Origin of the sequence: Micromonospora sp. LH3U1 (assembly GCF_028475105.1) — a bacterium.
In the GTDB taxonomy this organism is placed as follows: Bacteria; Actinomycetota; Actinomycetes; order Mycobacteriales; family Micromonosporaceae; genus Micromonospora.
Genome location: NZ_CP116936.1, coordinates 5,840,338 through 5,852,594, shown reverse-complemented (window position 1 = coordinate 5,852,594; position 12,257 = coordinate 5,840,338). Strand labels below are relative to the sequence as shown.

General features: G+C 71.0%; 10 protein-coding genes. 9 read left to right on the top strand and 1 reads right to left on the bottom strand.

Annotated features, from left to right (window positions below):
• Positions 1 to 153 precede the first annotated feature (153 nt).
• The 8 genes from PCA76_RS26815 (at position 154) to PCA76_RS26780 (ending at position 10,385) form a co-directional block, all read left to right on the top strand.
• A complete protein-coding gene (locus PCA76_RS26815; RefSeq protein WP_272613220.1) occupies positions 154 to 1,641 on the top strand; it encodes a catalase in 1,488 nt (495 codons plus the stop codon).
• Positions 1,642 to 1,883: 242 nt separating this feature from the next.
• Entirely contained in the window at positions 1,884 to 4,253 is a 2,370-nt protein-coding gene (locus PCA76_RS26810; protein WP_272613219.1) for a sensor histidine kinase, read from the top strand.
• Positions 4,254 to 4,265: 12 nt separating this feature from the next.
• A complete protein-coding gene (locus PCA76_RS26805; protein WP_272613217.1) occupies positions 4,266 to 4,688 on the top strand; it encodes a roadblock/LC7 domain-containing protein in 423 nt (140 codons plus the stop codon).
• On the top strand, positions 4,678 to 5,067 hold the full coding sequence (locus PCA76_RS26800; protein ID WP_272613215.1) for a DUF742 domain-containing protein: 390 nt from the start codon (positions 4,678 to 4,680) through the stop codon (positions 5,065 to 5,067). The genes PCA76_RS26805 and PCA76_RS26800 overlap by 11 nt, the downstream gene beginning before the upstream one ends.
• Positions 5,048 to 5,650 carry a GTP-binding protein gene (locus PCA76_RS26795; RefSeq protein ID WP_272613213.1) on the top strand — a complete coding sequence of 201 codons (603 nt, stop codon included), beginning with the start codon at positions 5,048 to 5,050 and terminating at the stop codon, positions 5,648 to 5,650. Before PCA76_RS26800 ends, PCA76_RS26795 begins: the two co-directional genes overlap by 20 nt.
• Before the next feature lie 66 nt (positions 5,651 to 5,716).
• Complete coding sequence (locus tag PCA76_RS26790) at positions 5,717 to 6,775, top strand: lactonase family protein (protein ID WP_442930166.1); 1,059 nt, start codon at positions 5,717 to 5,719, stop codon at positions 6,773 to 6,775.
• Between the two features lie 157 nt (positions 6,776 to 6,932).
• Entirely contained in the window at positions 6,933 to 8,690 is a 1,758-nt protein-coding gene (locus tag PCA76_RS26785) for a substrate-binding domain-containing protein (protein ID WP_272613209.1), read from the top strand.
• 213 nt (positions 8,691 to 8,903) lie between these two features.
• Positions 8,904 to 10,385, top strand: coding sequence for a sugar transferase (locus PCA76_RS26780; RefSeq protein ID WP_272613208.1), 1,482 nt, complete (start codon positions 8,904 to 8,906; stop codon positions 10,383 to 10,385).
• Between the two features lie 13 nt (positions 10,386 to 10,398).
• Here the strand turns inward: PCA76_RS26780 and PCA76_RS26775 are convergent, their stop codons facing one another.
• Positions 10,399 to 11,529 (bottom strand): PP2C family protein-serine/threonine phosphatase, encoded by a 1,131-nt coding sequence (locus tag PCA76_RS26775; RefSeq protein ID WP_272613207.1) that lies wholly within the window; start codon positions 11,527 to 11,529, stop codon positions 10,399 to 10,401.
• A gap of 58 nt (positions 11,530 to 11,587) precedes the next feature.
• On the opposite strand from PCA76_RS26775, the gene PCA76_RS26770 reads away from it, so the two are divergent.
• The gene (locus tag PCA76_RS26770) at positions 11,588 to 12,256 is read left to right on the top strand and encodes a MarR family winged helix-turn-helix transcriptional regulator (protein ID WP_272613205.1); all 669 of its coding nucleotides are present in this window, start codon (positions 11,588 to 11,590) and stop codon (positions 12,254 to 12,256) included.
• Position 12,257 lies beyond the last annotated feature (1 nt).

Here is a 12,257-nt window from a genome sequence, read left to right as displayed (position 1 = left end):
ACTGATCGCCAATCCCGATCCGGGGGACTTTCCTCGCCCGATTCGCGTTCCGGGGTCGGCAGACGTGGTTTCGTGCGGGGGTGATGACGAGGGCCACAGCCCGGGGCACGGCTAAAACTTGACTCGTTCCAGAAAACGCGCTTGGGTGGGGTGATGCACCCACAGACCAGCAAGCCGATCCTCACCACCCGGCAGGGTCACCCCGTGCACAACAACCAGCAGCAGCGGACGGTCGGCTCGCGCGGCCCCGCGACGCTGGAGAACTACCACTTCCTCGAGAAGATCAGCCACTTCGACCGGGAGCGGATCCCGGAGCGGGTGGTGCACGCGCGCGGTTTCGTCGCGCACGGCGAGTTCGAGGCGTACGGGGCCATCGGCGATGAGCCGGCCGCGACGTACACCCGGGCCAAGCTGTTCCAGACCAGGGGCACGAAGACCCCGGTGAGCCTCCGGTTCTCCACCGTCATCGGCGGCCGGGACTCCTCCGAAGCCACCCGCGACCCGCGTGGCTTCGCCGTGAAGTTCCGCACCGAGGACGGCAACTGGGACCTGGTCGGCAACAACCTCCCGGTCTTCTTCATCCGGGACGCGATCAAGTTCCCCGATGTCATCCACTCGCTGAAGCCGGACCCGGTGACCTTCCGTCAGGAGCCGAACCGGATCTTCGACTTCATGGCCAACACCCCCGAGTCGATGCACATGCTGACCTGGCTGTTCAGCCCACGCGGTATCCCGGCCAACTACCGGACGCAGGACGGCTTCGGCGTGAACACGTACCGCATGGTCAACGCCGCCGACGAGGGCGTGCTGGTCAAGTACCACTGGAAGTCGCAGCAGGGCATCGAGTCGCTGACCGAGGAGCAGGCCGCCGCCATCCAGGCGGGCGAGCTGGGCCACGCCTCCAAGGACCTCTACGAGGCGATCGAGCGCGGCGAGTGCCCGCAGTGGGAGCTCAACGTCCAGATCATGAGCGACGACGAGCACCCGGAGCTGGACTTCGACCCGCTGGACGACACCAAGACCTGGCCGGAGGACGCGTTCCCGCTGCGCCCGGTCGGGATGATGACGCTCAACCGCAACGTCAGCAACTTCCACAACGAGAACGAGCAGATCGCGTTCGGCACCGGCGTGCTGGTCGACGGCCTCGACTTCTCCGACGACAAGATGCTGGTCGGGCGGACGTTCTCCTACTCGGACGCCCAGCGCTACCGGGTCGGCCCGAACTACCTCCAGCTGCCGATCAACGCTCCGCGCGAGGACGTCCAGGTGAACACCAACCAGGACGGCGGCCAGATGTCGTACGGGGTGGACAACCGGGGCGGTAACCCGCACATCAACTTCGAGCCGTCGTCCGTGGCCGGTCTCCAACAGGCCGACGAGTCGTACCGGGAGTACCGCCCGTTCGTCTCGGGCCAGGTCATGCGGGCGCCGATCGAGCGGCAGAACAACTACGCCCAGGCCGGTGAGCGCTTCCGCACCATGCCGCAGTGGGAGCGCGACGACCTGGTGAAAAACATGATCAACCTGTTGGGTCAGTGCGACAAGCACATCCAGGAGAAGATGGTCTGGCACTTCAGCCAGTGCGACGACGCCTACGGCCGGCGGGTCGCCGAAGGGCTCGGCATCGCCGACAACGCCTGATCCGTCCCGCAGCACGACGAACGCCCCGCCGGTCCGCCGGCGGGGCGTTCGCCGTTGCCCCGGAGCGGCTCCCGGAGCGTCGATGTCGGCGCGACAGGCGGTAGTGCAACGGCCCTCGATTACGTATCCTGCCCAAGGCGCTCGCGCCGGTGCCCGGCGTCACGGCCGGGCACACAGCCGGCCGGGCGCGTTGCCCGGCGGTGCCGGCACCCCTCCTGCCACCCCTGTACGGGCGAGGTCTGATGAGAACCCGCGACTGGCCGATCCGCTCGAAGCTGACCGCGTTGGTCGTCGCGCCGGTGACCGCGCTCCTGGCACTGTGGATCTTCGCGACCACGCTGACCTTCGGTCCCGCCCTGAATCTGCTCTCCGCCCGCACCCTGCTGTACGACCTGGGTCGCCCCGGCGAGACCGTGGTCACCGAGTTGCAACGGGAACGCCGACTCTCGATGGTGCAGCTCGCCGGCACCACCGAGCTGCCCGCCCTGGTCGAGCAGCGCGAGCGCACCGACCGGGCGGTCGCCGAGCTACGCCGCCGGGTCGACGGGGAGGCTCTGCGCGACGCCGCGGACGACCTGCTGGAGGCCCGGGTCGACCAACTGGTCACCGCCCTGGCGGCGCTGCCGGCCGGCCGGGACTTCATCGACGACCGCAAGATGGACCGGGCCGGTGCGCTCGGCCTGTACAGCGGCATGGTCGCCTCGGCCTTCCAGGCGTTCGCCGGCATGGCGACCCTGAGCGACCCGGACCTCAACCGGCAGGCACTGGCACTCACCGCGTTGGGTCGCTCCCGGGAGCTCCTCGGCCAGAGCGACGCGCTGCTGGCGGGAGCACTGGCCGCCGGACGGTTCGCCGAGGGGGAGCACATCCAGCTCGTGCAGGCCATCGGCAACCAACGGTGGCTTACCGACAGCGCCGTGGCCGACCTGCCCGAAACCAGCCGGGTCGCCTACCAACGGTTGACCGAGGGCGAGGCGTTCACCCGGCTGCGCACGATGCAGGATGCGCTGGTCGCGCCCAACCGGTCCGGTCGGCCTTCGGTCGACGCGACGGCCTGGCAGGCCAGCCACGACGCGGTGCAACAGCAGTTGCGCGACTTCGAGCTGGCCGAGGCCGACGGTCTCACCGACCGCTCGGTGCCGATGGCGGTCCGCATCCTGGTGCGGCTCGGCGCAGCCGGCGTGCTCGGGCTCGTCGCCGTGGTGGTCTCGGTGCTGGTGGCGCTGCGGGTCGGTCGGACCCTGGTGCAGCGGCTCAGCGGCGTCCGCACCGCCGCGATCGAGCTGGCCGAGCACCGCCTGCCGGACGTGGTGACCCGGCTGCGTCGGGGCGAGCAGGTCGACGTCGCCCGGGAGGCGCCGCCGCTGGAGTACGGCAACGACGAAATCGGTGAGGTCGGGCGGGCCTTCACCGAGGTGCAGCGCACCGCCGTCCAGGCCGCGGTGGACGAAGTCACCCTGCGTCGCGGGCTCAACGAGGTCTTCCTCAACATCGCCCGCCGGAGCCAGAGCCTGGTGCACCGTCAGCTGCACCTGCTGGACCGGATGGAGCGGCGCGCCGAGGACCCGGACGAGCTGGCCGAGCTGTTCCAGGTCGACCACCTGGCAACCCGGCTCCGCCGGCACGCCGAGGACCTGGTCATCCTCGCCGGCTCCGCGCCCGGCCGCGGTTGGCGAAACCCGGTCGCGATGGTCGACCTGGTCCGCGGCGCGATCTCCGAGGTCGAGGCGTACGACCGGGTGGACATTCCCGCCGTGCAGCCGGCCGGCGTGCTGGGCCGGGCAGTCGGCGACATCATCCACCTGCTCGCCGAACTGGTCGAGAACGCCACCGCCTTCTCCCCGCCGGACACCCGGGTCGCCGTCGCCGGGGAACAGGTGGCCAACGGGTACGCCCTGGAGATCACCGACCAGGGGCTGGGCATGTCCGCCGCGGCGCTGGAGACCGCCAACACCCGGCTGGCCAGCTCGCCCGAGTTCGACCCGGCGCAGAGCGCCCGACTCGGGCTGTTCGTGGTGGCACGGCTCGCGGCCCGGCACGGCGTACGGGTCCGGTTGCGCTCCTCCGGGGAGGGTGGGGTGACCGCCGTGGTGCTGGTCCCTACCGACCTGGTCACGACCGAGCCGCCGGCCGGCCCCGACCCTGCCACGTTGGGTGCCGTGTCGGCCGACCCGGGCCGGCGGCTGGCTCGGACGGCTCGCCGGGGTGCCGTGCCCCGCACCCGGCGGCCCACGACCCCGTCCGCCGCAGCCCCGCCCGCCCCGTCCACCGAGGCACCGACCTCGGACACGTCGCCGGTCGTGGAGCTCGCTGATGCGGCGTCCTCCGACGAGACGGCCGACGAGCTGGACGGCCTGCCCCGCCGGGTGCGACGTCAGACCCCAGCAGCCCAGCCCCGGTCGACAGTTACCGACACCCCGACACCTCGATCTCCCGAGGAGGTGCGTCGGGTGATGGCTGCTCTGCAGGCCGGCACGGCTCGCGGACGCGCCACCGTCATCATGCCGGCGGCTCCGGCGGCTACGGGGGCACCAGCAGCACCGGCGGCGCCAACCGGCCCGGCGGCCCCTACCAACCCGGCGACGACCCCCGAAATCCCCGACCGCGACTGAGAGGGACGCCTAGTGCGGCATTCGACGAAGCAGAGCGCCGGCCTCGACTGGTTGCTCGACGAGCTGGTGCAACGGGTCCCGGCCGCCCGGGAGGCGGTGGTGCTCTCCGCTGACGGGCTGCTGCTCGGCTGCTCGGCCGAGCAGGAGCGCTCCGACGCGGAGCACCTCTGTGCGCTCGCTGCCGGCTTCTCCAGCCTGGCCCGGGGCGCGAGCCGGCACGTGGACGGCGGACCGATCCGGCAGACGGTGGTGGAGATGGAGTCGGCGTACCTCTTCGTCACCACCGCCGGGCAGGGTGCCTGCCTGGCGGTGGTGAGCGATGCCGACGCGGACATCGGCCTGGTCGCGTACGAGATGGCGATGCTGGTCATCCGGGTGGGGGAGAGCCTCGCCGCGCCGGCCCGATCATCGACGGGAGCCGGTGATGCGGGCTGAGCCGCCCGGGCCGCAGCACGAGTGGCTGGACGGCGACGCCGGCCCGGTAGTGCGGCCGTACACCCTCACCGGAGGCCGGGTACGCTCCGCCGTCGACGCTTTCAACCTGGTCGCGTTCGTGCTGGCCGGGTCGGACGTCGACGCGAAGAGCCATCCGCACCTGCTCCCGGAGCATCGACGGCTGGTCGCGTTGGCCCGCCGTCCGGTGTCGGTGGCCGAGTTGGCAGCCGAGCTGGACCTCGCGGTCGGTGTCGTGCGGGTACTGCTCGGCGATCTCCTGGCTGAGGGCCTGGTCGCGGTGCACGAGCCGCCGGCCGCCAGCATCCTTCCCGACGACGACATCCTCAAGGCGGTGGTCAGTGGACTCCGTGCGCTATGACCATGCGGGCACCAGCACCACCATCCCGCTGGCACTGAAGATCCTCATCGCGGGAGGGTTCGGGGCAGGCAAGACGACGTTGGTGAGCGCCCTGAGCGAGGTCCGTCCGCTGCAGACCGAGGAGGTGTTGACCGGTGCCGGGATCGGCACCGACGACATCTCCGGGGTGGAGGGAAAGTCGACCACCACGGTGGCGATGGACTTCGGCCGGATCACCATCAACGACGACCTTCAGGTCTACCTGTTCGGCACCCCGGGTCAGGATCGGTTCTGGTTCCTCTGGGACGAGTTGGCCTTCGGCGCACTCGGAGCGGTGGTGCTCGCCGACACCCGTCGGTTGGCCGACTGCTTCCCCTCCATCGACTACTTCGAGCAGCGTGGTATCCCGTTCGTGGTGGGCGTGAACTGCTTCGAAGACTCCCGCCGTTTCAACCTGGAGACCGTACGCCGGGCGCTCGACCTGGACCCGGACGTGCCGATGGTGCTCTGCGACGCCCGGGACCGGCAGTCGGGAAAGATGGTGTTGATCTCTCTGGTCGAACACGTCGCCCGTCAGCGCGGAGAGCCGGTGCCGGCGGCCTGAGTTCCGGGTTGGAAAGCGGGTTAACGGGCGGGCATGGCGGGCAGCCTCTGATTGGATCAACGGAGGATGCCGGCAGAGGAGTTGGACGTGAGTGCTCAGGGTGAGGTCGTCCACATCGGGGGTTACACCGCGCAGAGTGGCGGGCGGGGCAGCGGCATCATCGCGGCTCATCGCGACCCGGCAACCGGGGCGCTGGCCCCACTCGGCACGGTGGCGGTCACTCCGTCCCCCTCCTTCCTGGCGCGGCACCCCACCCACCCGGTGCTCTACGCGGTCAACGAGCTGACGGACGGGGAGATCAGCGCCTGGCAGGTCGGGCCGGACGGCGGGCTGGATCCGCTCGGCAACTGGTCGACCGGCGGTGCCGAGCCCTGCCACCTGGCGGTGCTGCCCGGCGGCGGCCACCTGGCGGCGGCCAACTACGGCAGCGGCAGCGTCGCGGTCTTCCCGCTCGACCCGCAGGGCGTGCCGGGCGAGCGCACCGACCTGGTGGTGCACGAGGGGCACGGCCCGGACCCGGAGCGCCAGGACCACGCGCACGCCCACATGGTGTCCCCGGGCGCGGGCCGGGGGCCGCTCCTCACGGTGGACCTCGGCACCGACTCGGTCTACCGGTACGACCTGGACGACGCGAGCGGGCGACTGGTGCCCCGTGCGCCGCGGATCCGCACGGCGCCCGGCACCGGGCCCCGGCACCTGGCCCGTCACCCAGACGGACGGCGCTGTTACCTCGTCGGTGAGCTGGACGCCTCGGTCACCGCGTACGAGCTGACCGACGACGGCGCGTTGCACCAGCGCGGTCGGGTCGAGGCGAGCGAACGGTCCGGTCATGTCCAGCCGTCGGAGGTCGCGGTCGGCCCGGACGGTCGGTTCCTCTATGTCGCCAACCGCGGGGTGGGGACCCTGGCGGTCTTCACCCTGGCCGGCGAGCTGCCGGAACTGGTGGCCGAAGTGGACACCGGCGGCGGGTGGCCCCGGCACTTCGCACTGATCGGTGAGCACCTCTACGTCGCCGATGAACGGGCGGACATGGTGCGGGTGTTTCGGCGTGACGCCGAAACCGGCGTCCCCGAGGCAGTCGGTGAGCCGGTGGCGGTGCCGAGCCCGACGTGCGTGCTGCCATGAACCCGAGAGTCGAAAAGTGAGGGTGGCACTGATTCGGCAACGCCCTGGGGCCGGTGCGTCACTCTGCGTCGCTAATTGGCGGTCAACTGTTTCTCCTCCGTAACTTTCGTCCGAACGGGTGTGGCAGAGACGGCACCTTGTACGCAAGATGGTCACCGTGTCAGCAGGCCGCCATCGCATGCGTTCGAAACTCCATCTAGCAGCCGCCGCCGCGACGGCGACGGTGCTCGTCGTCACGACCGGCGCGTGGTTCGGCTACCGTGAGTTGATCCAGCCCAGCTGCTCGGGGGAGATCCGGCTCGCCGTGGCGGTCGCCTCCGAGCTTGCGCCGGCGGTGGACGCCGCCGCGTCCCAATGGGTCAAGGACGGCGCTGCGGTAGGCCCCACCTGCATCCGGGTGGACGTCTCCGCGTCCGACCCGGTCGACGTGGCTGCCGTGGTGGCGGCCAAACACGGCGCTGTCCTGGCCGGCGTGGGGCAGGCCAGCGGCACGGCCGTCAGCCCAGACGTCTGGGTGCCTGACTCCTCGACCTGGCTGCTGCGGTTGAAGAAGGACGCGACCGCGTTCGCTCCGACCAACGGCGCGTCCATCGCGCGTAGCCCCATCGTCGTCGCGATGCCCGAGCCGATCGCGACCCGGCTGGGTTGGCCGGACAAGAAGTTCAACTGGACCGACCTCCTCAAGCAGGTCAACAACAGCAGCGCGCCCCTGCGCACCGGGATCGTCGAGCCGACCCGCGACGCGGCGGGCCTGTCCGGCCTGCTCTCGCTGACCGCGGCCGCCAACGGTGCCGGCGGCGACGCCCAGCGCAACACCGTCGGTGCGCTTCGGGCACTGGCCACCGGGCGTTCCTCGCTCCGCAACGATCTGCTGGCCCGCTTCCCGACCGCGAACGACGCGACATCCATCGCCAGTGGTCTCGGCGCGGCGGCCCTGTCCGAAGAAGACGTGATCGCCTACAACAGCAAGAAGCCGCCGGTGCCGCTCGCCGCGCTCTACATGGAGCCGGCGCCGATGCCGCTGGACTACCCGTACGCGGTGCTGCCCGGTATCGAGCCGAGCAAGGCGTCGGCGGCCCGGGTGCTGTTCGAGTTGCTCACCGGGCCCGCCTTCCGTGACCGGCTCGCGGCGCAGTCGCTGCGCTCGCCGGACGGCAACTGGGGCGATGGCTTCAAGGCGCCGCAGGGTGCCCCGAGCCCGTCCGGCGGCGCGCCGACCGCACCGGCGAACGGCGGCAGTGCGGCGGGCGGCCTGGACCCGGCCGCGATCCAGCGGGTCGTCTCCAGCTGGTCGATCGCCACCCAGTCCGGCCGGATGCTGGCCGTCATCGACGTCTCCGGCTCGATGAAGGAGCCGGTGCCCTCCGCCAACAACCGAAGCCGGGAGGAGGTCACCGTGGACGCGGCCCGTCGCGGCCTCGGCCTCTTCGACGACTCCTGGTCCATCGGCCTCTGGACCTTCTCCACCAAACTGGTCGGCAACCGGGACTACCGACAGCTGATCCCCATCGGGCCGCTCTCCGGCCAGCGGGCCCAGTTGGAGGCGGCGCTCGCCACCGTCAAGCCCTCAAGCGGCGACACCGGCCTCTACGACACCACGCTGGCCGCGTACCAGGCGGTGCAGGAAGACTGGCAACCCGGCCGGGTCAACTCGATCGTGCTGTTCACCGACGGCAAGAACGAGGACGACAACGGCCTCAACCAGCAGCAACTGCTCGCCAAGCTCAAGCAGACCGCCGACCCGGAGCGGCCGGTCCAGGTCATCATGATCGGTATCGGCGAGGGCGTCAGCAAGGCCGAGCTGGAGTCGATCACGAAGGTGACCGGTGGCGACGTCTTCGTCACCAAGGACCCGAGCGAGATCGGCAGCATCTTCCTCAGCGCCATCGCGCGGCGTCCGCCCGCACCGCGCTGATCCGAAGCTCAGACGCGAAGGGGTCTGCCGTACCGTCGATCCGGTGTGGCAGGCCCCTTTTCGGCCACCAGGTTGAAGAAAAGTGACGGCAATACGTCCGAAGCAATCGGCCGTCATAGTTGTCGAGGCAGGATGCCTACTGTTCCGGCAGATTCGGTCCGCCTCCGGTCCGACCCGTCGACCGGGGCCATCCTGAACAGAGTGGGAGGGCCGGTGAGCGCGGCGACACTGTTGACCCCCGCCACGTCGGCGGAGCCGAACGGCCGTCGTGCCGGGCTGGTGGCCCGTGCCGACGAACGGTCCTACGTCCGGGTTCTGGTGGTGCTGGACACCACCGTCCTCATCCTCGCGCTGCTCATCGGGTATGTCACCCGCTTCGGTGACGACGAGCCGACCGGCTCGGAGATCCCGTACGTGCTGGTTGCCCCCGGGCTGGTGCTGGCCTGGCTGATCTCGCTCAAGGCGCTCGGCTGCTACGACGACCGGGTGATCGGCTACGGGGCGGACGAGTACCGGCGGGTCAGCTCCGCCAGCCTGCGACTGGCCGGTGCGATAGCCATCTTCGGCTACATCGCCGACGTCGGCGTTTCCCGGGGCTTCCTGGGCATCTCCTTCGCGGTGGGCACCGTCGGGCTGGAGGTGGCGCGGTTCGCCGCCCGTAAGCGCCTGCACCGGGCCCGCTCGCTGGGCGTCGGCTGGTCCCGCAAGGTGCTGGTGGTCGGCGACACCGCCCACGTGTTGGAGTTGGTGCACACGCTGCGCCGCGAGCCGTACGCCGGCTACCAGGTCGTTGGCGCCTGCATCCCCGACGCGCTGCTGGCGCCGGTGGCGCAGCGGCTGGGCGACGTTCCGGTGGTGGGGTCGTTCCGGGGTATCCCGGAGGCCGCCACCGCGATCGGCGCGGACACTGTCGCGGTGACCGCCTCGGGCGAGCTGACCGCGACCCGGCTGCGCCGCCTCGGTTGGCAGTTGGAGGGCACCGGCGTCGACCTGGTCGTGGCACCCGCGCTGACCGACGTCGCCGGCCCGCGGATCCACACCCGCCCGGTTGCCGGCCTGCCGCTGATCCACGTCGAGGCGCCCGAGTTCCGCGGTGCGCGCAAGCTGGTGAAGGGCCTCGTCGACCGGTCCGTCTCATCGCTGGCGTTGGCGGTGTTGCTGCCGCTGATCGCGTTCATCGCCCTGGCCATCAAACTGGACAGCCGGGGGCCGGTGCTGTTCCGACAGGTCCGCGTCGGCCGGGGCGGGCAGGAGTTCGGCGTGTTCAAGTTCCGCACCATGGTGGTGAACGCCGACGCCATGCTCGCCGAGCTGACCGCCCGCAACGAGACCGACGGCCTCATGTTCAAGATGCGCCAGGACCCCCGGGTCACCCGCGTCGGCCGGCTGCTGCGCAAGTGGTCGCTGGACGAGCTGCCGCAACTGGTCAACGTGCTCCTGGGGCAGATGAGCCTGGTCGGGCCCCGCCCGCCGCTGCCCTCGGAGGTGGCCCGCTACGACGGCGACGTCGCTCGGCGGCTGCTGGTCAAGCCCGGCATGACCGGCCTGTGGCAGGTCAGTGGGCGCTCCGACCTGAGCTGGGAGGACGGCATCCGGCTCGATCTCTACTACGTGGAGAACTGGTCCCTCGCCGCCGACCTCACCATCCTCTGGAAGACCTTCGGCGCGGTCCTGAACGGTCGCGGAGCCTACTGACCCCCGGTCACGGTCACGGTTGCGGGCCGGTCCAGTCCAGGCAGACGACCACCGCGTCGTCGACCAGGTCACCGGCCACGAACGCGCGCAGATCACCGATCAACGACCGGACGGCGTCCAGTGGCGCCATCGGCCCGGTCCGTCGCAGGAACCGGTCCAGTGCCGTCTCGCCGTAGCGCACCTGCTGCCCGGTGGCCTCCACCACCCCGTCGCTGACGACGAAGACCCGGTCGCCGCGCTGCATCGGGAACTTCTGCTCGTGGTAGTCGGTCGCCTCGAACATGCCGAGCGGGAACTGCGCCTCCAGGGGCTGCTCGGTGACCTCCCCGTGGCGCAGCAGGACCAGTCGTGGTGAGCCCGCGTCGACCACGGTCATCATCCCGGAACGCAGGTCCAGCTCCATCAGCAACGCGGAGAGGTGCTGCTTGCCCCGGTACAGGTCGTAGAGGGCCTGGTCGGCAAGGGCGGCCTGGTCGGCCAGGCTCAGCCCGGCCCGGCGCGCGTTGCGCAGCGCGTGGGTGGCCAACGAGGTGAGCAGGGAGGCGGCGACACCCTCACCGGTGCCGTTGATGGTGGACAACCAGAGCCGCTGCCCGTCGTCGGACCAGTCGAAGCTGTCGCCGTGCACCGCGTACGCCGGCTCCAACTGCCCGGCCAGGCTGAACGAGGGTCGGATCCGACTGCGGCCGGGGAGCAGGTCCCACTGCATCTCGGCCGCCAGGGTGAGGCGCTGGGAGCGCCGCGCCGCCCGGTAGACGTCGGTGCCGGCGGAGACCGCCGCCAGCTCGTGGGCGAGTGCGGTGGCGATCTCGGCCAGCGCAGCGAGGACTTCCTGGTCGTCCGGAACGGGCGACAGTCGCAGCACGCCCCGGCGCTCGCCACGCATCGTGACCGGGAACCAGGCGGTGCCGTCGGTGTGGATCGGCGACTGGTGGTCGAAGGCGCGCCAGGCGGGATGCCCGGGACTCGTGATCGGGTCACCCTCGGTGAGCGGCAGGAGCTCCGAGAGCCGGTAGTCGACCTGGAACAGCTCGACGTCGGTGATTCCGTACGACCGGACGAGCACGTCCCCGACGCCGCCGACGAGCCGGTCGGCTGGTGTCTCGTTCAGGGCACGTCGTGCCTGACTGACCGGTTCGCTCATCATCACTCCCTTACTGAAAGCTCGACCACCTGTGGGTTCGGAGTAGTCTCGGGCCACCATGGCCGAACTGAACGGTCCGTCGGACCCTGAGACGAGTATGGCTGCCGCGCTGGACGAGGCGGCCGCTGCCCTGTTGGGCATCTGGGAATCCGCCCGGGAGGGGACCGCCAACCGCGTGTCGGGTGCCCAGCTACGGGCGGTGATGGTGGTGGAGCAGTACGACGGGATCAACCTGCGGCGGCTCGCCACCCGGCTCGACATGCTGCTCAGCTCAGCGAGTCGCCTCTGCGACCGGTTGGTCGCCTCCGGCATGCTGGAGCGTGAGCCGGGCCGCTTCGACCGGCGGGAGATCTCCCTGCACCTCACCCCGGAGGCCCGCCGGCTCCTCGCCGAGCTGCGGGCCGACCGTCAGGCGCAGCTCGCCGCCGTGCTGGCCGGGATGAGCTCCGAGGGCCGCGACGCGCTGCTGCGCGGGATGCGGGCATTCGACGAGAGCGCTCGCCGACAGCAGGCGCGGAGCGCATCGGCACCGGGCGCGTCGACGGGGCAGGGAGACGTGCCGGACGGCCCGGACGGGCCCGGTGGGCGGTCGGGAGGGGACTGGCCGGTCGATCCGGACCGGAAGACCCGCGCGGTGTGGACGGGTCCGGCGGGCGGCGCGGAACGGTCGCTCGGCACCACTCGGGACTGGCCGGCCGGCGACCCGCCGGTGGCGCGGACCGCCTGAT

What these genes read in the sequence shown, in the direction of transcription:
- PCA76_RS26815 (WP_272613220.1), top strand. Translation starts at nt 154, where the DNA reads ATGCACCCACAGACCAGCAAGCCGATCCTCACCACCCGGCAGGGTCAC.
- PCA76_RS26810 (WP_272613219.1), top strand. Translation starts at nt 1,884, where the DNA reads ATGAGAACCCGCGACTGGCCGATCCGCTCGAAGCTGACCGCGTTGGTC.
- PCA76_RS26800 (WP_272613215.1), top strand. Translation starts at nt 4,678, where the DNA reads ATGCGGGCTGAGCCGCCCGGGCCGCAGCACGAGTGGCTGGACGGCGAC.
- PCA76_RS26790 (WP_442930166.1), top strand. Translation starts at nt 5,717, where the DNA reads ATGCCGGCAGAGGAGTTGGACGTGAGTGCTCAGGGTGAGGTCGTCCAC.
- PCA76_RS26775 (WP_272613207.1), bottom strand. Translation starts at nt 11,529, where the DNA reads ATGAGCGAACCGGTCAGTCAGGCACGACGTGCCCTGAACGAGACACCA.
- PCA76_RS26770 (WP_272613205.1), top strand. Translation starts at nt 11,588, where the DNA reads ATGGCCGAACTGAACGGTCCGTCGGACCCTGAGACGAGTATGGCTGCC.